The 25,379-nt window shown below is 39.1% G+C and carries 29 protein-coding genes; 6 read left to right on the top strand and 23 right to left on the bottom strand.

The genetic code is table 11. The features are described from left to right. A partial coding sequence (locus KAU88_06730; protein MCK4478204.1) for a cold shock domain-containing protein occupies positions 1-157 on the bottom strand: 157 nt, incomplete at its 3' end. A gap of 115 nt (positions 158-272) precedes the next feature. Between KAU88_06730 and KAU88_06725 the strand changes: the two genes are divergently transcribed. Then, positions 273-440, top strand: coding sequence for a hypothetical protein (locus tag KAU88_06725; protein MCK4478203.1), 168 nt, complete (start codon positions 273-275; stop codon positions 438-440). A gap of 279 nt (positions 441-719) precedes the next feature. Here the strand turns inward: KAU88_06725 and KAU88_06720 are convergent, their stop codons facing one another. The 4 genes from KAU88_06720 to KAU88_06705 all read right to left on the bottom strand — a co-directional run bounded on the left by KAU88_06720 (position 720) and on the right by KAU88_06705 (position 4,050). Continuing rightward, positions 720-1,052, bottom strand: coding sequence for a hypothetical protein (locus tag KAU88_06720; GenBank protein ID MCK4478202.1), 333 nt, complete (start codon positions 1,050-1,052; stop codon positions 720-722). Between the two features lie 105 nt (positions 1,053-1,157). Next, on the bottom strand, positions 1,158-1,526 hold the full coding sequence (locus KAU88_06715) for a hypothetical protein (GenBank protein ID MCK4478201.1): 369 nt from the start codon (positions 1,524-1,526) through the stop codon (positions 1,158-1,160). A 626-nt stretch (positions 1,527-2,152) separates the two neighbouring features. Next, positions 2,153-2,566: a hypothetical protein gene (locus tag KAU88_06710; GenBank protein MCK4478200.1), complete on the bottom strand. Its 414-nt coding sequence runs from the start codon at positions 2,564-2,566 to the stop codon at positions 2,153-2,155. Positions 2,567-3,126: 560 nt separating this feature from the next. Continuing rightward, positions 3,127-4,050: a hypothetical protein gene (locus KAU88_06705; protein MCK4478199.1), complete on the bottom strand. Its 924-nt coding sequence runs from the start codon at positions 4,048-4,050 to the stop codon at positions 3,127-3,129. 523 nt (positions 4,051-4,573) lie between these two features. Between KAU88_06705 and KAU88_06700 the strand changes: the two genes are divergently transcribed. Next, a complete protein-coding gene (locus tag KAU88_06700) occupies positions 4,574-5,098 on the top strand; it encodes a hypothetical protein (protein MCK4478198.1) in 525 nt (174 codons plus the stop codon). Positions 5,099-5,294: 196 nt separating this feature from the next. Here the strand turns inward: KAU88_06700 and KAU88_06695 are convergent, their stop codons facing one another. Both KAU88_06695 and KAU88_06690 read right to left on the bottom strand, forming a co-directional pair. Further along, positions 5,295-5,489: a hypothetical protein gene (locus KAU88_06695; protein ID MCK4478197.1), complete on the bottom strand. Its 195-nt coding sequence runs from the start codon at positions 5,487-5,489 to the stop codon at positions 5,295-5,297. A gap of 10 nt (positions 5,490-5,499) precedes the next feature. Next, a complete protein-coding gene (locus tag KAU88_06690; protein ID MCK4478196.1) occupies positions 5,500-6,498 on the bottom strand; it encodes a 4Fe-4S binding protein in 999 nt (332 codons plus the stop codon). 419 nt (positions 6,499-6,917) lie between these two features. Here KAU88_06690 and KAU88_06685 point away from each other — a divergent pair, with 419 nt between their 5' ends. Then, positions 6,918-7,973, top strand: coding sequence for a tyrosine-type recombinase/integrase (locus tag KAU88_06685; protein ID MCK4478195.1), 1,056 nt, complete (start codon positions 6,918-6,920; stop codon positions 7,971-7,973). A 14-nt stretch (positions 7,974-7,987) separates the two neighbouring features. Here the strand turns inward: KAU88_06685 and KAU88_06680 are convergent, their stop codons facing one another. The 3 genes from KAU88_06680 to KAU88_06670 form a co-directional block, all read right to left on the bottom strand. Continuing rightward, entirely contained in the window at positions 7,988-9,640 is a 1,653-nt protein-coding gene (locus tag KAU88_06680) for a right-handed parallel beta-helix repeat-containing protein (GenBank protein MCK4478194.1), read from the bottom strand. A gap of 298 nt (positions 9,641-9,938) precedes the next feature. Beyond that, positions 9,939-11,321: a hypothetical protein gene (locus KAU88_06675; protein MCK4478193.1), complete on the bottom strand. Its 1,383-nt coding sequence runs from the start codon at positions 11,319-11,321 to the stop codon at positions 9,939-9,941. Continuing rightward, positions 11,318-11,728, bottom strand: a complete 411-nt coding sequence (locus KAU88_06670) for a hypothetical protein (GenBank protein MCK4478192.1) — start codon at positions 11,726-11,728, stop codon at positions 11,318-11,320. The genes KAU88_06675 and KAU88_06670 overlap by 4 nt, the downstream gene beginning before the upstream one ends. Before the next feature lie 116 nt (positions 11,729-11,844). Here KAU88_06670 and KAU88_06665 point away from each other — a divergent pair, with 116 nt between their 5' ends. Beyond that, positions 11,845-13,002, top strand: a complete 1,158-nt coding sequence (locus KAU88_06665; GenBank protein MCK4478191.1) for a hypothetical protein — start codon at positions 11,845-11,847, stop codon at positions 13,000-13,002. 38 nt (positions 13,003-13,040) lie between these two features. Here KAU88_06665 and KAU88_06660 read toward each other — a convergent pair whose 3' ends face one another. The 5 genes from KAU88_06660 to KAU88_06640 form a co-directional block, all read right to left on the bottom strand. Further along, positions 13,041-13,490: a hypothetical protein gene (locus KAU88_06660; protein MCK4478190.1), complete on the bottom strand. Its 450-nt coding sequence runs from the start codon at positions 13,488-13,490 to the stop codon at positions 13,041-13,043. Beyond that, positions 13,487-14,350 carry an N-glycosylase/DNA lyase gene (locus tag KAU88_06655; protein ID MCK4478189.1) on the bottom strand — a complete coding sequence of 288 codons (864 nt, stop codon included), beginning with the start codon at positions 14,348-14,350 and terminating at the stop codon, positions 13,487-13,489. The genes KAU88_06660 and KAU88_06655 overlap by 4 nt, the downstream gene beginning before the upstream one ends. Before the next feature lie 322 nt (positions 14,351-14,672). Beyond that, a complete protein-coding gene (locus KAU88_06650; GenBank protein MCK4478188.1) occupies positions 14,673-14,846 on the bottom strand; it encodes a hypothetical protein in 174 nt (57 codons plus the stop codon). A gap of 107 nt (positions 14,847-14,953) precedes the next feature. Then, the gene (locus KAU88_06645) at positions 14,954-16,231 is read right to left on the bottom strand and encodes a hypothetical protein (GenBank protein MCK4478187.1); all 1,278 of its coding nucleotides are present in this window, start codon (positions 16,229-16,231) and stop codon (positions 14,954-14,956) included. 15 nt (positions 16,232-16,246) lie between these two features. Beyond that, positions 16,247-16,549 (bottom strand): hypothetical protein, encoded by a 303-nt coding sequence (locus tag KAU88_06640; protein ID MCK4478186.1) that lies wholly within the window; start codon positions 16,547-16,549, stop codon positions 16,247-16,249. A gap of 121 nt (positions 16,550-16,670) precedes the next feature. Here KAU88_06640 and KAU88_06635 point away from each other — a divergent pair, with 121 nt between their 5' ends. Next, complete coding sequence (locus tag KAU88_06635) at positions 16,671-17,378, top strand: winged helix-turn-helix transcriptional regulator (protein ID MCK4478185.1); 708 nt, start codon at positions 16,671-16,673, stop codon at positions 17,376-17,378. 611 nt (positions 17,379-17,989) lie between these two features. On the opposite strand, the gene KAU88_06630 is transcribed toward KAU88_06635, so the two are convergent. The 8 genes from KAU88_06630 to KAU88_06595 form a co-directional block, all read right to left on the bottom strand. After that, positions 17,990-18,754: a hypothetical protein gene (locus KAU88_06630; protein ID MCK4478184.1), complete on the bottom strand. Its 765-nt coding sequence runs from the start codon at positions 18,752-18,754 to the stop codon at positions 17,990-17,992. Between the two features lie 171 nt (positions 18,755-18,925). Then, positions 18,926-20,137: a zinc finger-like domain-containing protein gene (locus KAU88_06625; protein MCK4478183.1), complete on the bottom strand. Its 1,212-nt coding sequence runs from the start codon at positions 20,135-20,137 to the stop codon at positions 18,926-18,928. A 328-nt stretch (positions 20,138-20,465) separates the two neighbouring features. Next, on the bottom strand, positions 20,466-21,110 hold the full coding sequence (locus tag KAU88_06620) for a hypothetical protein (GenBank protein ID MCK4478182.1): 645 nt from the start codon (positions 21,108-21,110) through the stop codon (positions 20,466-20,468). Positions 21,111-21,418: 308 nt separating this feature from the next. Next, positions 21,419-22,132, bottom strand: coding sequence for a hypothetical protein (locus tag KAU88_06615; GenBank protein ID MCK4478181.1), 714 nt, complete (start codon positions 22,130-22,132; stop codon positions 21,419-21,421). 167 nt (positions 22,133-22,299) lie between these two features. Then, a complete protein-coding gene (locus KAU88_06610) occupies positions 22,300-22,578 on the bottom strand; it encodes a hypothetical protein (protein MCK4478180.1) in 279 nt (92 codons plus the stop codon). Between the two features lie 100 nt (positions 22,579-22,678). Continuing rightward, the gene (locus tag KAU88_06605) at positions 22,679-23,119 is read right to left on the bottom strand and encodes a hypothetical protein (GenBank protein ID MCK4478179.1); all 441 of its coding nucleotides are present in this window, start codon (positions 23,117-23,119) and stop codon (positions 22,679-22,681) included. A 24-nt stretch (positions 23,120-23,143) separates the two neighbouring features. Continuing rightward, positions 23,144-24,010, bottom strand: a complete 867-nt coding sequence (locus tag KAU88_06600) for a methyltransferase domain-containing protein (GenBank protein ID MCK4478178.1) — start codon at positions 24,008-24,010, stop codon at positions 23,144-23,146. A 16-nt stretch (positions 24,011-24,026) separates the two neighbouring features. Beyond that, on the bottom strand, positions 24,027-24,689 hold the full coding sequence (locus KAU88_06595) for a hypothetical protein (GenBank protein MCK4478177.1): 663 nt from the start codon (positions 24,687-24,689) through the stop codon (positions 24,027-24,029). Positions 24,690-25,025: 336 nt separating this feature from the next. On the opposite strand from KAU88_06595, the gene KAU88_06590 reads away from it, so the two are divergent. Then, positions 25,026-25,283, top strand: coding sequence for a type II toxin-antitoxin system CcdA family antitoxin (locus KAU88_06590; GenBank protein MCK4478176.1), 258 nt, complete (start codon positions 25,026-25,028; stop codon positions 25,281-25,283). The last annotated feature ends 96 nt before the right edge of the window (positions 25,284-25,379 follow it).

Raw genomic sequence — 25,379 nt, 5'->3', positions numbered from 1 at the left:
TTGATGAATGTACAAAAATCTCGCTACTATGACCTTCACTAGATATGAAACCATATCCTCTTTGGTCAAGCCATTTCGTCACTTTGCCTTTCAGAGTTTTCACCTCATTTCTAGTTATAGAAGTTGGAGTGTTAAGATAGAAAATTAAGAAGCCAATGCAACCTTCTAAGTTCTTCTTACCTTAGTTTCCTTCTTCAAGGTCTTGAAGACTCTTCTGTCATATTAAGGTAACGCATCAACAGGATATATCAGTCTGTGAAGAAGGAAAATTGATGCAGATCTATGAATACATGTATATGGTATTTAGGAATTCAACCGTCTTTTTTTGGGGTTTCCTGTTAGATGAAGCTTACGACGAAGTGGCTTATCTTTTTCTTCTCTTGGGAGTAAAAACGCTGGAAGAGTCTTCTGCTGTTTACGAGATACACCCCATCTTTTAAGTTGAGAAACCTCGATGTCTTTTGACATGCCTTTCACAGAACTCTTCAAAAACAACTATGAAAGCCAATATGCATGCACCAGCTCAAGGCATACATACATGCAGGGCGGGGGGGTGAATTAATCCCAGCATTAATTTCACGATATATAGACCAAAGAGTTGAAGTTTCTCATACTTTCACTTAACTCTCCATTTTCTAAGCATATATTGCTTCACAGCCGTCAAATAGAAAGCCTGCTGCATGCATGCTTTGACTTAAGTTAAGAAAGAAAAAAGGGATTTAGGCTACATAACTTGTTTTGGCTCTTAATTTTGTTGGTTTCGGAAACTTGTATCCTGATTTCTCTAATCTTTTTACAGAGGCTGCCATCCAATCGGAAATATTTTTGAACTCAAGAGGTGACATGCGAACTTCTAAAAGTAGCTCCCTAACTATGTGATCTGTCTCCATTTCCCCAGGACGTCCACCACTTTTCATCTTTAGTTCAAGCCGATCTAGGTTAAAGATCATTCTTCCCTCAATATGATCAACACCACCGAAGACACCGTCTATGTGAACCACTTTGTATTCTGGACTTTTTACAAGTTCGAATCTAGGCGCTTTTTTGGACATATTCTATTCTCCCAATCTATTATTCTGTTTGAATAGCAAATGAATTAATATAATCTTTTTCATTAGAAGAAGGTAGAAAGTTAGGCTGCCTTTCAATGTCATCTGCTAGAATTGAATCTGATGGAGCATTTTCATGACTTCATCATGCCTCTTCTTTTCAATCTCCATTATTCTCTTTACCATGTAGTTCTTCCATTTTTTCCTTTCTTTATATAGATGGACAAAAATGACATGATACCCATTCTTCTTGTAGACTTTCTCTCTATACTCATAGTTAAAATCCCTTGATCCACAAACTTCTATATACATCCCTAACTTTGGAATGTAAAAATCAGGCGTCCACACTCTTGGTCTTTTCTTTTCATCATACACAAAAACAGGGAACTCATAAACCCACCAGAGATCTAACTCCCTCAAGCAAGCAGCAACCTGTTTCTCTGAGTCCTCCATATCAGCATAAACAGAATCTTTCATTTCATTCATCACCCCCATTTAGAAAGGGAAAGCCTTGCTGAAATTATCTTTTTCAGTTTTTATGACTTGTGGAAGAAGCTTCAACTCGTTCTCTGCAAAAACCCATCATATTTACTCTCTTTAACTAGGAATATGTTGTAGAAGATAGTTTACTAGAGGCTTTTCGCCCCTCTCAACCCCTTCTTTTTTTGTGGTTTTGGTTGACAACTATTATTAGCGGATGGTTAAAAATTCCCTAGCTATTTTAAGCATTTTTCCAGGAATATCTAAACGCATCAACTTAAAGTATTTAGGGTCATATCTGCACTGGTGACATCTACTATATAATTTGCAATAGTTGTTGAAAAAACTCCCAAGATTGTTCCTAACAAAGCGTTTTCTCTTTCCATGAGCTGACAAGCTTTCGTCTGGTGCTCGTTCAAAAGATTTAATCCTAAGTTTATGTGCGTAGGCATCTACACAATGCAAGGCGAAATAAAAAGAACAAGTAATGCTCCAATCAGAGAACTCTTTGTTTCTGCATAGCATTTCTGCTAGAGCTTCATCATGTTTTGCTCTGATTTTATGGTCATTAGAGAGATGCGGAATTTCTGAATAATCTTTCGGCAAATATAGAATAACCTCAACTAGAGCTTGCAGAGTTCTAATTCCTCTATACTTCTTCCATATAATTCGAGAACTTTAAGGTCTATATCAACTTTTGGAAATAGGTCAAGTAACAAACCGTAGGCTTCATATATCTTATCTTCAGCTTCCCCGTTTGGTTCGTTAATATAAGCAAACAAAACTAGAGTTTTGTCGTTTACTGAGAAACTGACGTCCTTTACTTCGGGTACTTTCATAATCTTAGAGAAGAAAATCGCAATAACTAGTTGGTTTATTTCAGACAAATGAAGACTTGTTTCTCTTAGTAACGTTAACGCATTCTTGATAGCTTTTCTATTAAGTGGGGCACTTAATCTTTGATAAAACTCAAGGAAATTAAATGGTGAGCGTTTTATTGTTACACTCATGACCTCACCTGGAACGTGTTCAGACATACAGAATAACTCACTTTGCATTTATTTGTGGGGACAGAGGAGTCACCCTGATTCCGACACAAACGATGTTAAGAGAGATAAGAAATGACAATCTAAACAAAACTACAAAGAAAGATGGACAACTGAGACACTATCACATCCATCTCAATGAAAGAAATCACTCTATGTTTTGGAGATTAAAAACTGGACCTAGAAATGTTAATGACTTTTTCTTCATGCGTTCCCAGTCATGACCTTGGTTGGTTGGGATCAAATCCCACCCCGCCCACCCCCACCACCACCTAAGATTGAATTACATGCATAAACAATTGGAGGCAGCTGAAAAAGACAACAATAGAGTCTCCCTTCTGTCTCCTCTGCGCCTCTCAGTTCTCTCTAGTCTCTTTATGGTGATGGTTTGAACATATCTTTTTGTGCACTGTTTTTTTGAAATAAACAGATTTACAAGGTTTCTTCATACGCCTTTCTGATTATTTCTAAAGCATGCATGCACTTAATCTGAGAAGCTTTCAAGAGTATGTGCAATACAAAATAAAAAAGGGGAGTAATGTGTCTGAGTTTTAGGGTGTTGTTGTCGAATTCGTTGGAATCAACACAGGTATTCCATCTGCACCTACTATTAGTATTTCCACGTCAGGTGCAATTCTCTGTAAAGCTTGGACCCAGAGATAGAGCTCTGCAATTCTTGTCTGATTTCCACTTTGACCAACCGACGCCAAAACCAGTTCAATGGCTACTTTTGTTGCGTTAGCTTCTATGACTTTGGCTTCAGCTTCACCTGTTGCCGTGATGATGATTTCTTGAGCTGTTGCGTTAGCCAGTATTAATATTTTTTCTCTCTCAAATTCTGCCTGAATCTTCTGCTGTTGTGCCACGAGTTTATCTTCTATGGCCGAAGTGTATTTTTCAGGATAGCCAATGTTCTTCAAGTCTAGTTCAAAACGCATCAAGGCACCCGCTAGTGATGGTTCTGTGTTCAACTCTTGAATAACAGTTGCTTCCACTTGATCTCTTACAACATCTCTGAACTCTATAGTTTCCAAAGCAGTGTAGTTTTTGGTTATTAGCCGTATGGTTTCTTCCATGATTGACTCAATGGCCTTTTCTTTGTAGTTCAGATTTGGATAATTGTTGTAGAGATCCCTAATTTTCTCAGGGTCAAGTGACCATCTCACTAGAACTTCAATTTCCATCTCAAGTTGATCCGAAGAGAAACTAGGAATTGTGTCTTCAAATGTGTCTGTAGCATAGTAAATGTCAACAGCAGTAACCCAAGGCGCTTTAATTGTGTACGTTGGACCTAGTATTGGATCACTAGTTGATCTTGTAATAGGGTCTACAAGTATTACAGCATGTCCCACGCCAACTTGAACTACCATAACCAATCCGAAGGCTATCATGAATATGAAAAAGAATGCTAGCACTGAAATCAACGCTATTACCTTAAGAGAGACACCTGTTTGGGTTCTTTCATCTTCTCCCAATACGTTCACCATGTTTTGTCAATTTTTTATTTGCCAATTGTTCAGTAGACAGCCACTACATAAATATTGCGTGTTTGCGCGCGCTCTAGAATTTTCCTAATTTTGTTTAGATCCTGTTCTTTGATGATGGGCATCTAATCACCTCCAATGCGCGCGCGATGCACCAAATTTATAACATTGAACCTGCAATCCCCTCGCGCACAAGTGCCTGCCACTCTTATCAACTCAAGAAAGAGGCATTTATTCTGCATGTATGTATGCGGCGACAAGAAACATAGTTGCCGTAGTCCTTCCGGGTAAACCAGCTTTTATTCAACACGACTTTGGTGAATGTTGGCATGGCAACAGGGTGGAATATATTTTGGAACATACCTTATATGTATGACGCTTATCGTCCTATTAAATAGACAAAAACCATCAAAAGCACTCCGCATGTATGCGTGCAGGGGTTGTGTTCTAGAAAAATGTTACATAAGTCTTAAAACATTTATCGCAAAAAAGAAACACTCTAGGAAGAACTCTCATGAACAAGAAAATCTTGATTCCAACTATGGTCCTACTAGTACTATCGATGATGACAATTTCATCAGCAAAGTCCATAACAAAAGATCCTAATTATTGGGATCATATAGTATTCGATGTGTTTGACTTTCCCAGCAAATTGTGGTATGCAGACAACATCATGCACATAAAGGATATGCATTGGTCAGGATCGTATGAAGGTACCTTTGCCGACGAAGGGACATTTGATGTATGGTTTGAGCATTTAAGCCTCAACCTGAAAACTGGAAAGGGAACCTATAGCGGAAAATGGCTAATTACCATTCCTGGACAGGGTACCGTTGCAGGCACTGCTAGAGGTAAGCTCACAGTTACTGGTCCCCTCTCAGGCACAACCTCGGGTACATATGTAGGCACTCATTGTACAGGCTCTTTCGAGGGTATAACGAAAATGGGTCCATATTCGTTATGGTACGAAATGGATCCAGCTACTGGATGGTTCACAAACGCGGAAATGGATGCAACGGGTACAGTAATATATCCTTAAAATGAACGAGATAGCGGAAAAGAAAACCAAAGCTAATAACCACCACTTCCCTTTTTTCTATTAGATTGAAGTTTCTTCCACAAGTCATAAAACTAAGGGAAAAGACAGAATCAGTAATGGTGATGCGCACGCTTCTGGTCGTCCTTTTCTCCTTTTTAAGATTTCCTTAATCTCCTCTTCTTTTGGTTCAGAATGGTTAGCACGTGCACTCTTCAGCGATCTTTTTGGCGATGTCGAGGTCTCCGTCCTCGCATGCGCAAGGTTCACCACATAGTTCTATAATCTTCTGCCTAGTTTCCAAGTTATTTTCGTTCAAACCCTTTATGACTGAATTGAGTAGTCCACCTGCACGCTTCAATTTTGCCTTTTCATCGAGTTCACCTAACATCATCCTCTCTCCTTCAATTTACTGCGCTATTTTTCTTTCGAAGGATAAGCTCAGAGGCATTCGTGGGACATGTTGCAACGCATAGTCCACATCCATAACAATTTTCCTCTTTCACCACCGATTTTCCATTTTGCATTTCTCTGGCACCAAATACACATCTTTCAACACATACGCCACATCCAATACAAAGGTCTGTATCGCATGTTGCAACATAGTCAGATTTGGCCGTGAAGAAAGTCTTTCCATACTTTAATAGCGCTTGCAGATCGTGGCAACAACATGGACAACAGCTGCAAACGGCATAGATTTTCTGGCCAGGCAAGTACAACGTGAGATGGACTAGACCAGCTTCATTTGCAATCTTGAGAACCTTCTTTGCTTCTTCAATTTGTATCTTTTTGGCGTGCCCTCGCGATATTAGATATTCAGCCTCCTCATCCAAGAGAAGACAGGTGTCTACAGGGTTGTCGCAGTTTTTGAAGGCCACACGACATCCACACTTGGCGAGACCGATAGTTTTGGCTTTCCTCAGGAATTCAATGGCTTGTTGTGTGGGCAGTACATATTGTTTTGGGAAAAATGCTTCCTTTACAGGTATGACTGCAGAAGAATATTTCAGCTCGCCATTTTTTATGGTCTTTTCGGTTTTTCTAACCCTTGTTGACATATAGTATTGCTGAAGCATATGAAGATTCTTGAATTCTAACTCATTGTATCTATGTTCTTCGAGATGTGATCGAATTATGTCGTAGAAGCTCCTACACCGATAGGCTTCTTCACCATCAATCGTCTTCTTATAAAGAAAGCCCTTCTGATAAAGGGTTTTGAGAATTGAAGAAAGCTTCTCCGGGTTCCTCTCTCCAAGTTTTTCTGCAATAGTGAAAGCTGTGAGAAACTCTTCCGTTATCAAAGCTAAAACTTGGCTTTCTTCCTGCGATACTAGTCTCGTTAAAATCGACATCAGGTTATCAGGAACACCTAATTTCTTCTTCAAAATCTGGTATTCTTTCATGCTAGCTCCTCTTCCAGCTGTGTGGCGTCATAAGGCTATGCTTACAGTATTGGACGAATTCTTGCTCGTTCCCCATATTCCACGTATTTCTCTTAAAAACCAGTTTTCGCGTATTTACCGCTTTCATTTCTATCCGATACTATATGCGACAAAGGAAATATTAGCATTGTACCGTCAAGTGACGTACGATGCTAGCCGATACGGCAAGCAAGCTTCCACCCAAAAAAAAGGGATGACAAGATCTACATTATTTTGAGACTTCTTTTTTTCTCTATTATTGCGATCGCTAATTCTTGGGTAGCAATACGTTTACGGTGTTCCTAAGAAACTTATGCGCGCATATACAATCAGTGATCATGCATCAAAGTTATAACATCGAACCTGTGATCCCCTCGTGCGCAAGAGGTTGCGAATGCAAAATGACGCACAAAAGAAATGTCGTCCTCTATCTTGACGATGAAATAGTCAAAAAAACACGTGAATTAGGCTTCAATCTTTCTAAGACGTGTGAAAACCACTTGAAACAGCTGATTAACAGTTTTCAGAGCATCTACTCTTCAAATATGTGTGAGAAGTGTGTGGTTGGTAGCCCGGGAGAGATTCGAACTCTCGTCAGTGGGTCCAGAGCCCAGTGCATCCAAGACAATTCTTTGATTATAGATGATATTGATAAGATTGTAACTGACTTCTGGGAATACCTCAAAGTCGAAGAGAGATTGTCGAAGGAAGTTAGCAAAGACTACAAGAATGTTGCCAAGCGTTTCTTGAAGCTTTCAGTTGGCAAAGTATCGAGAATGGCTGTCAGAGAGTTTCTGAAATTGTACGTTGACAAAGCTCCAAGAACCTACAACAACATAATCGACGCGTTGAAAGCGTTCATCGGAAGATACCTACAGAGAATAGACTTGCTGAATAGCTTGAAGCACACTTATGTTCCAGAGAATTATGAGCAACATCTCCCAACCAAGGAACAGTTAAAGAAGGGATTCGAAGCATTAGACACTGACAAGGAGAAAGCAATCTACCTGTTCTTTGCGACAACTGGCTTGAGACGCTCTGAGGCTCTTAACTTGTCAAAAGATGATGTGCACTTCGACTTACGATGTGTCAAAGCCAAGCATGACACGAGGACGAAGAGAGCTGGCGTAACATTCTACAATGAAGAGTGCGAGAAGTATCTGCAGAAGTATCTTGCTTCAAGGAATGATGACAACAGCAGATTATTCAGGATTGGTCACAGACAATTCAGACAGATATGGCAAAAAGCAAGTGAAGCAGCTGATTGTAGAATAAGACCTCAAGTGCTGCGTAAGTGGCATTCAACTATGCTTGGCGAGTTGATGGTGCCAGACAGATTTGTAGACGTCTTTCAAGGAAGAGCACCAAAGAATGTGTTAGCTAGGCATTACACTGGAAATGGTCTTGAGAGACTAAAACGGATATATGATAAAGCTGGCTTTAAAGTTCTTAGTTGAGAGGATTTGATGTCTTATGGATTGTATTCTTCTCCATAGCTTCCAGCTATCATGACTATGTCGAATATGTCTATGATTCCATATGGTTCAGCTATGTCGCAATGCGGGTTCCAGTGAGGATCTGAAGGAGTAGAAGTATAGGCACTGCAAGCCAAAACAACATCATAAATGTCAACTTTGAAGTCATAGTTAACGTCTGCAAGGTTCCACCACAAGAGAGGCTTCATTAGAGGATAGTGGTCTGTATTGTTCACATCAATTACAAAAGGGATATCTCCTATACCATCATGGTCCAAGTCATTGCCATTATAGTTGCTCCAAAAGTTGCCACCCGAAGGGTAGCCATCATCCCAAGTATTGACCGAATAACTCGTGTCGACTTGAATCTTGTTGTTTATGAAGTTGTTGTGATAAATGTCGTTGTAATAAGATTCATAGATGCTCATCCCTTCATTGTTTTCTATTACGTGGTTTGCGGAAACGCTGTTGCCATCACTAAAACCCAAGTATATGCCGGTATTTTCGCCTGTAATTTTGTTTCCAGAAATATTGTTACCATATGAAGAGTCGAGCCAGATACCGTTAAATGCTGTTATATTATTGCCAAATACGTTGTTGTAGTCTGAAGTACCGCTGCCGATGCCGATCGAATCAGTATTTTCTATGTTATTTTCAGAAAAAGTGTTGTAGTCAGAATACGCGTAAAGTATGCTTGCCTCGTTTTCGGCTAAATGGTTGCCAGATACGTTATTGTAACTCGACCGCCATAACTCAATTCCCGACCAATTATCTGTTATGTTATTTCGAGAGATAATGTTGTGGTTAGACGATTCAAGGGAGATTCCAACCCAAGGACAACCAGTTATGTTGTTGTTAGAGACCTCAGTGAAGTTGGAGTTTTCTAAAACAATCCCCCATGCAACTTCGTCTATTATATTGTTCTTCAGATGGCAATGACTTGCGTTCTCCACAAATATACCATCGACTTCACCGTTCCTTAAGGTGAAATTCGTGACATTGACATTATCTGCCACTACCTTAAGGACACTCAAGGTTCCATTTCCATCGATTATGGTTGTTTCTCTATCTTCTCCCATCAACGAAACAGATTTGTTTAGTTCTACATTTTCATAGTATGTTCCTGAAGATACGAAGATTGTGTGTCCTTCCAGGGTTTCGTTTGCGTTTATTGCCTCTTGAATCGTTTTGTAGCCTAGAGTTGAATTGATGGTGTAGACTGGAAACACGCTGACAAATCTCACGTTCAGAGCTCCGATTTCAAATCCAGGCCACGGAGGAGGATCCTCAGGAATCCATATGGCATAGTTTCGTTCAACGAAGTTGATGTACCATTTTGATTCCAACTCATCTTGCACATTGTCCTGTAAGGCTATCTTTTCCAAATCTGAAAGCCCTTGAGTATAGTTGAATTTGACGAATGCCCACAAGGCGATTGGTGTCATATCTAAGTAGCTTTTGATGTAGAGTTCTTCGATTTCTGGAGTCGAATCAGTCAAGTTCCCCAGGTCTCTCCTAAAGGTTAGTTCGAACGGATAGTAACCGCGTGCTCGCTTAGGCTCAGGTGAGTGGGCCATAACCTTGAATGCAAAGGTTATCATGCCAATCAGAAGCAAAACCACCATGACCGTTGCAGTTGCTTGTCTCACTTTTTCTCCCAAATACAATATGTCTTAGAAACTATTATCTTTTCTGAAAGAATCTTCCACTTGACGCTACGTCATATGCGTACGCATCTGTAGATATCTTAAAGAAGAGCTCCAAGAAATGTTCTTGCAAAGCACTACACAGGAAAAGGACAGCAAAGACTGAAGAGAATATATGACAAAGCAAACTTGAAGGTATTGACATAAAAGTCATAAGCTCATGTTATCCAAGTTCTGTTTCCCCATAATACATGGCATGAAATCGCTAAAAAGACTTAAACTCACCGCACATGTGTGCACGCTAGAATGACCCATATTTCTGGTTCGTTTCTTCTCTTCTTAAATATTCCTTGTACATTTGACGAATATATTTTTGGTCAATTACCTCAAATCGAGGATTCTTTGCGCTATTTGATGCTGCTCTTCTAATCTCTTCGATAACAAAAGGAGCTGTTTCACACGGATTCAAATAGAGTACTAATGCATAGTCAATAGAAAATAGTGACCCGCACTGGCGGTATAGTACATCTCCTTCACCCCTTTGCCTTGAAATAGGATCTGACTTTATAACGATATATACGCCCTGTTGCAGCGAATAGATTACTTTATCTGCTATCTCATATCCAGAATGCAGTTTTGGTTCAGTATTTGTTAGTTTCGCAAGAATTCTAATCCAACAATCTCCTTGCTTATTTTTCATACAATCTCTACACTCCTCTTCAGACACACTTGGTTTGCATTTTTCTTTTATTTTGGTCACATAACTCTGAACCTCAAGAGCGTTATCCTTTGGATTCAAAAACGGAAACAATTCCTGAAATTTGAAAAAGGCGGAAGGTGTCAAATTCCTTCCCAATACACTCTGGATATTGTCCTTTTTTGTTCCGTCCGCACATATGAAACAGGCCTCAAGGATCATAGGAGAGTATAACCAATCGATGTAGTTTACACTATTGAGGGCAAGAATGAAGTGATTTGCTATCATTTCTTTGATTTCTGATTCTGCGAGATCTTCCAACCATTGCATTCTTGTAATCAGCCGAGCCCAAATAAGAATCTGTCTGCGCGCGTAGTTTTCAACTGGATTTCGGATCCAATTCAGCAATTTTGAGACAATTCTGGCACGTAATTCGCCATGCCCTTCATATTGCCTTAACGCCTTGAGATATATCATTAATTGATGAGGACTTAAATCTCCATTTTGAACATATTTTTCCAATTGAGAAGGAAACCACTCTTTAACATCAACATATTGGTTAGGTAAATGTGCAACAGCGGAGGCTAACATAAAATCTACCCACCGTGCATTTGGTGATCTCATAGCCTTTCCCAAGAAACTTGTAGAATACATTAGAAAATCTTCTTTCGCGGATTCATTATGAGGAAAACCAAACTCTGCAACTATTTCGAACGCTGTTGTCCACTCTAATGAATTTTGTCTTTCATTGCCTCTTTCGGTAGGATCACGATACTTATAGTAATCATTTGCTGGATCTCTTTTGAAAAGATTCGGATATCTTTCTAGATAATTTTCCCATTCTTTCCCCAGAGTTCTAAAGAGATAATAAGAATTCAAAAAGAAAGTCTTCACGCCATATCTTGGCTCTTTGATGCTTTTCATATACTTGTAGTAATTTTCGTTATGTTTTGTTATCCAATAATTAGTTAGATCTGAATAGTTCATCCTCTTCCCTTCTGATACAATAATGAAAAGCCATGCCTGAATGAAGTGCTCAAAGAAGACTCGCCCTCTATTATTGATATTAATTCATTATAAGTTATGATTGATACGTCAATTTTGATGTCTTCATTCTCAAGATTTTCTTTCACTCTTTTATACAATTGCTCCAAAGGCCAGAAAGCTGCTTTTGAAGATACGCATACTATATCCAAATCGCTGCTTTTTTTCATCGAAAACTTCGCACTCGAAATAGTGGAACCATGTAGTATTAACATTATCGGAGACAAAAATTCAAAAAAATTTATCAATTCATATCTGGAAACCCCCTTTGGCAGCATACATGGATGGAACTCAACATAAGATTTGATATTTGCAAGCTTATTAACCAACGATTCATAGTTTCTGATCATTTTGGACGGCCCATATATTTCAGTTATTCGATTCTTCTAAAATAATCGATACAATTATTGACCATTAAAGTCTTACTCCAAGCGCGCGCGCATGGCGGAGAACACCAGCATAAATCTTGCCGAATAAGGGTATACGCGTTTCGCTCTTCTGCGCTTATACAGCACGCTTTAAAAGATGTTTCGCCCAAGTTGTTGACATGTATCAAGACGACTGGTTTTGGCATTTGGTTCTACAAGCGCTGAAGGATTCTGGCAAAAAAATACCTGCTAACAAAATACCTGAAGTAGTACAAGAAGTCATTTCCAAAACTATACCTGAATCTGCAGATGTTCTATTGAAGGAACTGAAATCAAAAAGCTCCCAGATGCTTAAGGAAAGAAGAAGATACGGGCAAGGATTCGAAAAGCGTCTCTTCCAAAGATGGAAAAAGCCCATTGACTTGTTAGAAACATTCTTGGTTATTGCCTTAGAAGCAGGAGCAGAATTCAACAAAGAGTATAGAGATGAAGCATCCAAAACCAACAACTACAAGTTTGATGTATTAACAAGACTACACGCACGAGGTTGCCAGATCGGATCTGAAATACTTTCTCTACTAAAACACGGTTTTGCTGATGGCGCCTATGCTCGATGGAGAACGCTCCATGAAATCGCATGTGTCTCCTTCTTTATTTGGGAGCACGGACAAGATGCCGCGAAACGTTTTCTCCAATATGAGATCATCGTGAGCTATCGACAAGCTCTTGCATATCAAAAACACTGTCGTGAACTGGGGTATGAGCCATTAAGTGAGAAAGAATTGGCAGAAATCAAAAAGGCTCGCGCGAGCATCTGCAAAATCTATGGAAAAGATTTCAGACAAGAATATCCTTATGGATGGATATCAAAGAAAATTCTGAAGAAGAGGAGTTTTACGGAAATCGAGAAACATGTTAAGCTTGATAAGCTTCGACCATATTACAATATGGCTTGTTACAATATCCATTCTGGACCAAAAGGAATATTGTTCAAGCTTGGATTAATTCAGGACAGATCCAAAAGGGAATTGCTTCTGGCTGGACCAAGCAATTTTGGGTTAGCTGACCCAGGTCAAAGTGCAGCTATTTCTTTATGCCAGATTACAACTTGCCTTCTATCAACAAAACCGACAATGATGGGACTAATTACGATTAGAGCAATGCAAAATCTAGTCCCTGAAATCTGTGAGGCGTTTTGTGAAATCCAATTCCAAATCATGGATGAAGAAAAAGCTCTTGCTTCAGGAAATAGTTAGCACACCGATTTTATGAGAGCTCTTTACAAGATACAAGCTCAAAGTACTTGGTCAAATGTATTCGTGTCATGTTTTTTATACCAAGCTTTCTGCTCGCCAATCCCAAGATGCTCCAACGGAACTTCACAAAGGATACCCATATCCCTCAATTTTAGAATAAGGTGTTCTCTATATTTCCTGCCAGCATGAAAGAAGACTTTGTCAAAATCCAGTAGCCTTAGCCTACTTTTCATCTGGTTGGAGACTCTTTCAGCCCATTCTTTCCTCTCATTAGAATTCATAACATTTAACGTCAGGTCGTATGGCTCTGTTTTATCATCTGGAAATAGTAAGCCATACTTTGCACTTAGGATGGCGACAAAATCATAATTCTTAGTGGCGTAGGAGTACGCTTTCCTAAACAAATCTGAAGCTGAATACATCTCAGAAGCTTTACAAAGATAACTCTGTTTTGACTTAGTGCACGAAATCAAACCTAGAGTCTTCAACTAGCTCGTCTCCATATGACGGTGTTTTCTTTGAACGTTATTCCTTTAGTTTTCACACACAAATCTTCGACAGGACATTTTACACATTTTCTTCCACTGCACAGCTTCGATCCTATTGTCCAGATAGGCTCGTCAAGTTTCCAAGGAGGAGTGCCCAATTTCCTGGCAGCATTTCTCCAAGCCTCTTCTATGAGACCTCTTAATGGAGGTTCATGTACACATCCTGTAAACTGCTCGCTCAGAAGTCTGAGAACCCCAGTGTACATTGTGAATCTAGCTACCTGCTTGTCAACTGGAATATCAAGCTCATTAAGGTTCTCAACTTTGAAGACTCCTGTTTCACCCATCGCTCTAATGTAGAAGTTTGACAACTTGTTACCTCTAAGATAGGGAAAGTCTTGAAGACGCTTTTTAATTTCCATGATCGTCAAGGGTTCTCTAGTTATGTTTCTTGGATCGCCACCGTATTTGTCAACAAGCAGCCTAGATATCTTGATCCATGTTCTCGCAGCGTTTGAATAAAATCTGGCTCCCAAGTTCTTAACGAGGATCTCAACAGTTCTTGGGCTAACTTTCAAAATCTCTTTGGGAGTAAACCTTTCTGGATAAAGCTCGTAAGTACCTCTCGACCTCTTCCACAGCATCACTGCGTCAGTCATGTAGTCAATAGAAATAACGTAAGTCAGGAAGAGAGCGTGCTCCCTACTTCCTTCCTCTAGATTGCGAGGTAAGATGTACTCAGGCATAGAATAGCCTTCAAAAAAGCCTTTGCGGTTGTAGAAAAGGTCAAGCAACTTGCCAGCGATCTTTATGGCTTTCAAATCATCAATGGCAAAATCGGTCTCAACCGTCTTCTTCATCTTCATCCTCCTCATCTGTCTCCTCTTCAAACCAGAAAAACCACTCATCCTCTTCTTCAGACGTCACAATCACCCAAAATAGAAATTGCATGACAGCAACATTTCAATCTTGTCTGAGAATCGAACAAAACCGAAATCCTTCCATGAAGTCCCCAGAATGTTTGTAGCGATTCTTCGATACTGTTGCCTGTCTAGTTGATATATAGGTTAAGTTTTGGCACGCACGGAAAGTGGAAACCTAAAGATCTATTCCAATCACGTATATTGGCAGTTGTATTGCGCTTTTGAAGTTGTTATCTGAGCGCCTAACGGGTTACTCAGTTTAGTTTGTCTTTTCTTTGAGTCTGTAGTATGATATGGGTCTCCAAGAATCTAAACGCCATTCAACCTTAATTACCTCTTCATTAAGCAGATTCTCTAAGACTCGTTGTCGAACATCGCTAAACTGGTGAAGTCTGTGCCATAATATGTTGGTCTTTATAGGCCCATCAAGCAACAATTCCCTAGCTTTTCGTTTGCATGCACGTAATTTTTGAGCTATCTTCTTGTTTTTCTTCAAATCAAGCGTGAATATGTTTCCACCTCCTGCTGTAGTTATGTCTCTTATGATGCAATTCTGTAGAATCCATGCCTAACTTGCTCTAGCAATCCGTCATGAGTCAATTCTTTGAGACTATTGTCGATGGTTGCGGTGGAAATTCTCATTTTTGACAAAACATGAGCTAAAATCTCCTTTCTACTTCTTTCTCTCCCATCATGCAGGAATGTAAGCATAATTTCCTTTGCACGTTTCTTAGGTCGAGCTTTTGCCAATCGAGGAGAAAGATCTTCAACAAAAAGTGGATTAATAGTCGACTCTAAGAATTTTGGCAGCTTTTTGATTATATAGTTGAAATCTTCTTGGCTATACTGGATTTCGTCCAAATGTCTAAACCCACTGTTGACTGCGGAACGTAAAAAGGCATAACTGACAAAGTGTCGAATAACGTTGTCCTTTATTCTTGGATTAAGAACATCGCTTAACCGAAGATATCGGTTATCAATCATTGCGTTTCTAGCTAACTGCTCTAAGTTGGAAAAGGCATCATCTAACATCGTTGCTGAAGGAGTCACCAGCTTGCTGACAGAAACTTGACTTAGACGAAGATTGATTTCTTTCAGTTTTTCAATTGCTTCTTTATCGATTCTCCTAATCACATAGAAGTCTTCAATTAATTCTTCGTCAGTAAATTCGTACTGCTCAATCAAAAAGCGACTAAAAAAACCCGACGATTTAAGATATGTGAAAATTTTGTTTGGCAAAGGTCGGGTGCCAACTATGAAACTTGCTCTCGGAATATATGAAATCGTGCCCTCCTTTGGATTCCACAATATGCCCTTTTTACTTAACTCAGAAACAATATTCGCTTTATAAGGCTGAACAAGTTTTAGTAATCTACGTGTTATTGGCTGACCTTCAAGTGCTACATTAAGCAAGTTAACCATGTTTCGCATAATTAGACCTGAACCAAGAAAGGCACTCAACTCAGTAACGATAACAAAAGATTTTCCAACGAGAGCTGGCTCAATGAAATTTCCCTCTTTATCTAAACTACCATAGAGCGTTTCAAGCGTCTGCGAACTGATATCAGTTATTCCTAGGTTTGCAGGAATTGTTTTCGAGAAAGCTAAGAGAAGAGTACTTTTGTAGAACGAAGGTGCCCACAGTAGTAGAGCATTCTGATTTGGTCGGAAGTAGGGATTATCCAAGAAATCCGGCAAGAGTCTAGAGCAGTAGCATATCTCTAAAGTCTCGGTGACTGCTGCTCCAATCGCGCCAAAAACGCTTTTGCCGAGTCGTCTCGCATAGATTAACGGATTATCTGTTTCAATGATTCCCATCGCAGCATGTCTCTCTTAAAACTCGCTTTGTCGGATATTTTTCATTCCAGCTTCCCATTCAGCGTTGCCTAATCCCAACTCCCAACTCATTATAACGTAATGCAACGCTTGTTCAACATCTAAGGTGCCTTCTTCGCTGACCTCAATGTCGAAAACATCAATCAGTTCTTTACGTTTGCCTCTCAGTTCAATGCGAATTACGATATTATTTCTATCGGAGAATATGTCAATTGGATAACGACGGCTTAACCTTTTGATAAATGAAGAACGCATCAGCCGTCTAATCGTCACGTCAGCTTTCTTGTCGTCGTCTTTCACCAAGAGAACCTCCAATTGGCTTGCATGCATGCTTGAAGTGGATTCCCATGTGTGTACATGTATTTTCATCCTCAATAGAAAGGCTTAAAGGACAATTGTGAATTAACCCGCACGGATTGCAATGAGGGGAAGACCAAAAGAATCAGGGCACAAGAACCAATTGTACATTCTTCTTGTTCTGAGGGAATATGGAGAACTCTATGGGCAAGAAATAGTTGACAAAACTGGTCTTAAGAGAGAAGAAGTGTGGAGAAATCTTAAGGTTCTCGTTCGAAAAGACATAATCGAAAAAGAGAAAAAAGGTCGTAAGGTATTCTATAAGCCAAGTGTGAATAAAAATACTCTTGAACATATTATCACTATCCTTTATGAAGGTGGATTAAACCAACTCCAAAAGAAGGCAGCGAAGCAACTCAGATTGATGAAAAGACATTATCAACAGTTCAGTAAACTGGCGAAGCAAGCAGAAACCTACGAAAGTGAGATTGTTGAATTAGCTGCCTCAGGAGAAAAACCCTATGCTGAAATTCTCCCTCACGCAAAGAGTTGGAGAGAAACTAAAAAATCGATGAAAAGGTCAGGATTACCGCCATCTGTTTCTGTTCCTTCAAGCAAGATGAGAGAAGTTAGACAAACGCTTACTCACCCAAGAAAGATTGAGACAAAAGATGTCATCACTTCCAATGGGATTGCTTGGAGAATTCGCAAACCCACTTTACTTGAAATAATCGATATGATGAAAGATGTTGAAGCGAGCATCGATAAGCAGAAAAAGGAACAGGAGACAGATTCAGACCTAAGAGAAGCGGTTGAAAGATTGCTATCGTAAGATCCCATGGAATCTTTAAAATGCGCGGGTACAAGTGAAACCACAGAAGCTAACAGGGAGACTTTGGGGAGACTGCTTCAAGACTCGCCATTTTTATAATTTTCTAAATTTCTAATCAGAAGGAAAATTTAGAATTTCTAAAATCTCGCTCAAATTAGAAATTATAAATTTAGAAATTCTACGCTCAATCCAAGCTGCCCAGCTTCCACTGACCACAAGTTCTTCAGAACGTTGACTTCCAGAAACGTGCAGCAAGTTGATAGTTCGATGGGAGCGTTATCAAGGATTTTAGTGTAATCCAAGCATTTCATTTGATAATCGATGAATATGAAGAAAGAAGAGTTAGAGAAAAAATTGAAGAGAGAGCGAATTGAAGTTTGTCTAAATTGTGAGAAGTTCTTGAATTGTGAGGAAATTGGTCAATATGAGGTGTGTGGTAAGTTTGTGGAGGTTGAGGGAGAAGTTTTTGTGATAAATAAGATTTAATGTATCTTCAACAACCTTTTGCACTGAGAGATTTTGTTGGCGTTTCTGACATTGAAAGCCTAGGACCTTATGTGAAGGCACAATGGTGAGACTATCAAGAAAGACTGCTTGGACGTTACAGTTGTTCAAGGAAAATATTTCAAAAAGTCATCAAGCGAATCCTTTGTAACGATATCTACCACATATTCTTTTTTAATTTCCCACCGCATCCCGATTCGACTCAGTTCTATCAGCTTAGGTTCTTTTATTGCTCTGCAGACTTTCAATTGAAGATGCTTTGATTTTGTGATACTAATGTCGCCATTAGGTTTTATTCTAGCCGAAAACAGTTTTCCATCAAATATTATCACCGGATAAAAGACTTCCAGGAGTTGAACCCCGAACTTTTCATTAAGACGGGTCGTCGCATTTTGGGCGAAATTCAGTGAGTCAAGAAGATGATTAACCGTGTCTAGTATAACATCAGGCTTTCCTCTCGCAACAAAAGTAGGAAAATGATAGCCACAAGGCTTCCTTCTGAAGTAATAATGATGTGAGAAACCTTTGCCAAAAGATTCTTTTGCACTTTCTGGCGTTACGTTAAGAGTGGCAAAATCAGTATTTGGTTGGTTCTGTCTGAAGAATACCCAAGGCTTTTTCTCTTGCTTTTTGCATTCGATAATCAAAGTCTCCATCGCGTCGTTGAACTCAGTTCGTGTGCTCTGCTTGGAGGCATATATATCTATTTCATTATAACATTCCTCCAATTCATTGTAGAAGAGCAGATGAGGAGTCACATCCCAACCATTCTTATCGAGAATCATAGATGAAAGAACTTCTAGAGGGAATCCGCTCTTCTTGATCTCTTTTTTGATGAAATCCCTGAGATTCTCTTTTTTGCTACTATTCACTGCATTTTCCCCACGTTACTTTGTGTCTTGTTCTAAATTATTCAACTTTGGTTAAAGAGATTTTGGGGTTTCAGATATTGAAAGCTTGGGGTCTTATGTTAAGACTCAATGAAAAGATTATCAAAGCAAACTACTGGGAATGAGTGAGTAGTACTAAAGGTGACATTATAATCAACGTTTTTCTTTTCTCCAAGGATAAACTTTTTCATATCCTTTAATCTGTTCCTGCACCAGTGATTCTGCCCAATCAATGACTTTTTCCATAACCTCAAATGGTGTTTCATCGAAATGAAACGTTTCGATATGACGAATACCTTTGACACGCGAATCTCCAATCATATATGTTGATCCACCTTTCTTAGGTCTCAATAGAGCTAATATGGCTCCTACACTTTCTAGATAAGGATATTCAACAAGGTGCCCAGAAGGTTGTCGATCAATCATTACACAAAATCTAGAGGCCAATGACCACAACTTTACCTTCTGCTCAATGGACATTGCGGGATGTTCTGGTAATTCTCTCAGTAAATATGCGTCATATCCCTTTCCTTTCAGGTAGTCTCGAACTTGTTCAAGCTCAGCAAGCGTATCAGGAACACTGTCTTTTCCAAACACAATAACGGATTTTTCCTTCCTAATTAGGAAAGCGTTTTTCTCAATTCTAACTGATTCGTAATAATCTCCCTCAGACTCATGAATTGACAGGAGTGAGCTTTTGATATAAGAAGCACTCTTATCCCAAATTTCAGGAAAATGCGTAATATCATTGTCATGAATGTATACTGCAAAAGGCACAAAACGTATTGCTAAGACATTGCCAGACAAGCTGAGTTGCATAAATATATTAAGAATGGCAATTGGTGAGTGGTAAGCGAGGTATCCGACATTGAAAAGTGCTGAATTCGGAGTTGTGATATCAAAAATAACCTGTTTGCCTTCAGCATATTCACCATGGAGTATGATCAAGGCCTTGTTTTCTGTTCGTGGAGCTTTAAAACTCGCCCCGATTGGAGTATATTCAGGAAGCCCAAGAAAGAATTGAAGGTCTGTTTTTACCTCTCCATAATGAACATATTCATCTTTATTCGAGTAAGCGGCTTCGTATAAAATGATGTTACTATTGTTTAGATGCGCTATCTTCACTTTCGCAGACTTAATCCATTTTGGCAGTCTTTCTATATTCATTTTCTCCGAATCGACAAAATCTCTTATTCTCCTTAGAAGAGTTTTTGCAAAGATTTCCACTCTACTTTCTTCAGCATTTGATTCTTCCAGAATAAGAAAACCCCTTCCGCCACAGGCTGAACATGGCCTGCCGGATGATGATAATATGCCAATGCCATTGCATACTTTGCATTCCTTAAAGACTAATTTTTTTCCCATTCTGATCACCAAGAATCTAGTTCGTTTTACTTTATTCCACTATTGTAGAATAAGTGTTGCTGGCTTTTTATAAGAGCAGTTTACTGTGTCAAGCTCTTCGCTCATTTTCTTCATTTCCACAGTGTACGTACACTACAGGACTGTTCAAAACGCGTATTTACAAAATTTTGATTTTCTAATTTCTATTTTCTAAATGAATAAAATAATTAGAAATTCTAAATAATATACGGGTTAGAATTTAGAAATTAGAAATCCTAAACGTTCCCTGAAACTTGTTAAAACAAGAAAGTGTCCAAAAATCTCATCGGCTTCCAAAAAACTCTAACACTCATTCCAGATAGGCGTGCCACGTTTTGCTGGAATAGACTCCGTTCTCATTCAAGATAATTAGTCGAGTCGGAATGTGTTGATGCAGATTGTTTGCCAATTGACTCCATCCAAGCTTAAATTCTGTGAAAAAATCATTGCTAGATTCTTTAGCCCATTTCCATGGTGGTCTTCGAACCATATCGCTGGGAAGCACAACACACATTATGAACGCTGAAACTTTAGCATGCTTCACAAAATGCAAAAATGCATCTCTTTTTGTGATGTGTGCATGCAATTTGGAAGGTTCAAATTCCTTCGCTTCATCAGTTGTGCAGCATTCAATGAAAATATCAAGTTTTTCTGCTCGATAATAACCAATGTCAGGTCTGAACTGGTTTCGTCTTCGCTTTCCCTTGAGTTGAGGGGAGTAGTCTCCAGGGACAAGTGGAGAATCTAAAGGGACTCTTGGCTCGACAATTGGATAAAAACCTATGCGCCAACCAGCACTGATAAAGGCTGATTCCAAAAGACCATGAAGTGCTGCTTTTGCTTCCCTATAGTCTTGAAGCATTTCTTTCGTGAGTATTCCTTTCTTGAAAAGAGTGCGAACTGACTCGATGAATTCTTGAGTTATCTTGTCTAGTTGTTCTTCAGTCGTTACCAAGTTTGGTCCTCTCCACAACCAATACTGTCTGTCCTCACATTTTAAGCATTTCAACGCTGAGTATGTGCATTCTGATCGCATGCATGCAGCTGTTGAAAGTGTATCTTGAACGCAACTGTGCTACAAAATGTCAATAGACAAGACAGTACCCCGCCCTCCCCGCCCCCACCACCACCGAAGAATGAATTACATGCATAAACGATTGGAGGCAGCTGAAAAAGACAACAATAAAGTCTCCCTTCTGTCTCCTCAGCCTCTCCTCAACCTCTCAGTTCTCTATAATTTCTTTATGCATGCATGAGACAGTTTCATTTGACTTCTTTTCTGACTTCTAAATGATACAGCGAATCAACAGCTTGCGTTCCAGGCAGAGTCATCCTGCTAAAAAGAGGGTGCCTTCCCTCTTCGGCGTCATTCTTTACCTTAATTTTAAAAGAAATCTGTTTCTGCTTTCCAGGCATGAGTTCTTTGATAAATTTGTGATTCTTTTCACCCTTCGGTACACGGAATGGCCAAGCTGGCATATACATTATTTCAATATTCCGAGCCATTTTTCCTCCATTATTTTTGACAAATATTTGAAATTGAAATTCTCTTCCAGGGATCACGATGTTTGGTAAGTCAGTAGATTTGTATAGTGCAACAGGCGATTTTTCGTCAGAATCAACTAACCATTCTAGTCCTTCTTCTGTAATTCCGATAACTCCAACTCCAAGTTTCTTTGCAAAGCCCAGCATGTCTCCTTGCAAATTCATTTTAGGTACAGCTACATAAAATAAGTCAATTTCAGGTAAAAATCCTAAACGCTCAAGTTTCCTTATATCATCTGCAATTCCTATGCGATTAAAACGTTTGACTTCAATGGCAACAGTTTTATTCTCTACGTTTCTCGCCATTACATCTATTCTTTTGCCTCCATAAACTGTCGCTTCAGTCCCTATGATCTCATAATTGCCTTCTACAAGTTTCTTGCAGACATATTCTCTAAGCGCTTTCTCATTTTGAAATAAGATTCCAATCACCCAAAATAACTTCAAACCCAAAGAAGATAATATTTATGGTTTTAACTCGAAATTACAATAGAACACGGTTATGCTTAGTCTCTCTTTAGCCTCTCTGTTCCCTTCAATCTCTCTATTACATAGGTTTCACTTGCAGTGACTGGCACATCGCTTCAATACTGATAATCTTATAATATATCCCAATGAACGCTTTGTCTTCCACGCTCTGAACAGTTTAGACATTTTTCTAAATTCGTAACTGGTTTCCCATCAAAGACAAGTGCTTTTTCTCCGCTCAAATATTTCAGTGCTTCTTCCGCTGTAACGTAAACCTTACCTCCATCTTTACGCATCTTCTCCTCGTTAAGCCTACACCACATATCATCGAAGTAAAGGGGATTCAGATGAACTCTTGAAGTTGTATGGAAATCAACATTGATGACGTATTTCTTTTTCTTCTCAGCCATGAATTTCCATCCTAGAACTATGATCATATTAAGGAAACTTTCTAAGCTTATATTTTTCTAATAAAGAAAAAAATCGAAAGAAAAGGACAAAACGTATATGTCATGTTCTTTTTCTTGGGAAACTTCGAAAAGCTACAGCCAAAGGGTGTCCATAACCACGAAAATGTAATTCAAAACCTTTATGATAGCCAAAGGAAATCGTATCTACATCCAGATTGAAAGATATGAGCTCTGAGCGTACTATCTGTAAGACCATGATAGCTTTCTTGGGATCCGCAATTGATTCACTAAGGTGAACAAATGGAACGATTACTATTTTTCTTGTGCTTTTTATTGTCTGAATTGTTTTGCGTATTTCTTCTACAGCTTCCTTTATTTCCTTCGAATCATCGTCTCTTTCCACACAAGTAAGTACCATGAGTGCATTTTCAAAACTTCCTTTGTTCTTTTTACTTAGCACTTCACGGATTCCAAATGGTCTAGTCGAAACTCTCTCGTCTTTATATCGAAGGAAATCCAAATGCCACAAGATCATCTTCAACCTACATACCTGCGGCTTTTTGAACTATTTCTTAATTTCACTGGTGACAAAAAGAGCAATGTCTTGAATGTTCCTCAAACGGATTTTTGTACAACCTGCTTTCTCCATAAAATTTTTGGCTTCTTGAAAGGTGAACCATTTACTGTAATAAGAGGCTGAAGCAAATTCAGTCTTGTCAAAATCAAAGTCATCCAGATCGAACTTGCCAACAATATTTCTTATAGACTTATAAATATCCTGAGCATGTTCCTCGAATTTGGCGCCATCAAAAACTGATACTACAACTCGACCATCAGTTCCTGCAATTTTAACCATATTGTGAAGTACTAACGGCTTGGTATTCTTGATTACTCCTAATGTGTTAAGAAGATTAATAACAACCTTGACAGAGTCATTAAACTTTCTCTCATCTATTTTTGCGATACAGTCATCGATATTGTCATCAATCAGTTTTCCTAAAAGAATGCGGCCATTATCGAAGTACTTTGAAAGCTCCTCAGCATTTAAATTAAGAAAAACGTATTTTTGGAGCAAGTCGCTGTTATTAAAAGAACCTGCCATTTCGGTGAGTTTAAACTTTGATATATTGTGCATTGCTAGTGCATTATCGATTCCAATCATATATTCTACATTGTTAATAATATTCGGTTTCTTAGCATAGTAAAGAAGCGTTCGTCCAGTGCCACTACCAATTTCAACAATTGAAATCTTTCTTTTTGCTTTTTGAGTGATAACTCTTCTAAGATAGTCATCAAGAAAATTCTGTTCCTTTGTAAGGTAGAATCTCAGTAATTTGTTCCTTGTCCTAGTGACATATCTATCGTAGATAGATGCCTTTTGTTCCCATATATTTCTTGTTCCGCTACGTTTTCGCCACTGGAGTTCTGCCAAACATTATCGCCTCATTCTACAAAGGGATTCCTCTGTTCCATTCATCCTTAAACCATCCTTTGACGGCAGCAAGAGATGATTTGGCCTTCTCTTTTTTCGACGGATCAAGCAATATGCCAAGTGCCGGGGTATGGGTGTCTAGGTCATTAAAAACGAATAATGCTTTCCAACTTTTTTCATCTTTGGATTCATACTCGCATACTACACATTCAAGTTCTGTAAGGTCAGTGGCCTTAATTTTGTATCTACCTAGCTTACGCAAGCGTTCAGTACTATTTAAATGCGCTTTGTAGTCTGGACTAGGGATAATTTTCGGATTTATTAAGCGTTCAATAGTAAGTTTTTTGTTATCCCTGAACTCTTTCATCTCTTTGTTAAAATACTTTGATACCTCTGCATATCTACTGCACCAAACTGCTTGCATCAAACACGCGTTCTTGCGCAATTTCTCATATGTTTTCTTCAGTTCTCTTTCACCAGAAATTATATCTACTGGCAATGCTTCTTTAGTCGTTATTTCTATTAGGACTTCCAACATTACTGAAAAGATAAGTCCTAGAACTATGAAGGTTGCACTTAAAGCATACCCACCTGGCAACAAGCTGACCGCAAATCCCATCACGCCAAGAGCAACTTCTACTACTGCATATATAATCGCCCTTTTTGTCTTATTTATCACAGAAATCCCACCTGTTTACAGACGTTTATAGGTTTTCGGATATTTAGTTTCTTCTCCCCTACATTCTAGCTTCCGCTCAAACGTGAAGATAACATCATTCCTAGTTAGTGTTTCTAGCAAAAAATCACTTGCTTTGTCTGGTTTACCCCATATATTATAAAGTAATTCCCTAACTTGCTTCTTGTCTCTGCAAACCCTACAAATCTTCTGAACATTCACTTTCCTGTCAACTCCATGCTCTCTCAACTTACTTTTAAAATATGATTTGACTGAAGCACCAAACTTATAACATTCCACCTGCCACCCCCTCCGCACGCAAAGGAATGCGAATACAAAATGCCGCACAAGAGAAATGTTGTGCTTTATCTTGATGCTGAAATAGTCAAGAAAACGCGTGAGTTGGGCTTTAATCTTTCTAAGACGTGTGAAAACCACTTGAAACAGCTGATTAACAGTTTTCAGAGCATCTACTCTTCAAATATGTGTGAGAAGTGTGTGGTTGGTAGCTCGGGAGGGATTCGAACTCTCGTCAGCGGGTCCAGAGCCTGCCATGCTCAACCGCAAATTTGGTTAGGTCAAAAGCATTGGACTTGATCCCGTTTTTGGTATTAGTCCGGTTCGACCCACCATACGCCAAGATAGGGGCTCTTATTTGAGAAAGGTCAACAAGAACTTGGTGTAACATCTGGA

This window comes from Candidatus Bathyarchaeota archaeon, from assembly GCA_023131225.1.
In the GTDB taxonomy this organism is placed as follows: domain Archaea; phylum Thermoproteota; class Bathyarchaeia; order Bathyarchaeales; family SOJC01; genus JAGLZW01.
This window is presented reverse-complemented; position numbering and strand designations above follow the sequence as displayed.

Excerpts from the sequence above, each read along its gene's own strand:
- KAU88_06725 (MCK4478203.1), top strand. The coding sequence starts at position 273 with ATGCAGATCTATGAATACATGTATATGGTATTTAGGAATTCAACCGTC.
- KAU88_06720 (MCK4478202.1), bottom strand. The coding sequence starts at position 1,052 with ATGTCCAAAAAAGCGCCTAGATTCGAACTTGTAAAAAGTCCAGAATAC.
- KAU88_06715 (MCK4478201.1), bottom strand. The coding sequence starts at position 1,526 with ATGAAAGATTCTGTTTATGCTGATATGGAGGACTCAGAGAAACAGGTT.
- KAU88_06710 (MCK4478200.1), bottom strand. The coding sequence starts at position 2,566 with ATGTCTGAACACGTTCCAGGTGAGGTCATGAGTGTAACAATAAAACGC.
- KAU88_06700 (MCK4478198.1), top strand. The coding sequence starts at position 4,574 with ATGAACAAGAAAATCTTGATTCCAACTATGGTCCTACTAGTACTATCG.
- KAU88_06695 (MCK4478197.1), bottom strand. The coding sequence starts at position 5,489 with ATGATGTTAGGTGAACTCGATGAAAAGGCAAAATTGAAGCGTGCAGGT.
- KAU88_06690 (MCK4478196.1), bottom strand. The coding sequence starts at position 6,498 with ATGAAAGAATACCAGATTTTGAAGAAGAAATTAGGTGTTCCTGATAAC.
- KAU88_06685 (MCK4478195.1), top strand. The coding sequence starts at position 6,918 with ATGACGCACAAAAGAAATGTCGTCCTCTATCTTGACGATGAAATAGTC.
- KAU88_06675 (MCK4478193.1), bottom strand. The coding sequence starts at position 11,321 with ATGAACTATTCAGATCTAACTAATTATTGGATAACAAAACATAACGAA.
- KAU88_06670 (MCK4478192.1), bottom strand. The coding sequence starts at position 11,728 with ATGATCAGAAACTATGAATCGTTGGTTAATAAGCTTGCAAATATCAAA.
- KAU88_06655 (MCK4478189.1), bottom strand. The coding sequence starts at position 14,350 with ATGAAGAAGACGGTTGAGACCGATTTTGCCATTGATGATTTGAAAGCC.
- KAU88_06645 (MCK4478187.1), bottom strand. The coding sequence starts at position 16,231 with ATGGGAATCATTGAAACAGATAATCCGTTAATCTATGCGAGACGACTC.
- KAU88_06635 (MCK4478185.1), top strand. The coding sequence starts at position 16,671 with ATGAGGGGAAGACCAAAAGAATCAGGGCACAAGAACCAATTGTACATT.
- KAU88_06625 (MCK4478183.1), bottom strand. The coding sequence starts at position 20,137 with ATGGGAAAAAAATTAGTCTTTAAGGAATGCAAAGTATGCAATGGCATT.
- KAU88_06610 (MCK4478180.1), bottom strand. The coding sequence starts at position 22,578 with ATGGCTGAGAAGAAAAAGAAATACGTCATCAATGTTGATTTCCATACA.
- KAU88_06590 (MCK4478176.1), top strand. The coding sequence starts at position 25,026 with ATGCCGCACAAGAGAAATGTTGTGCTTTATCTTGATGCTGAAATAGTC.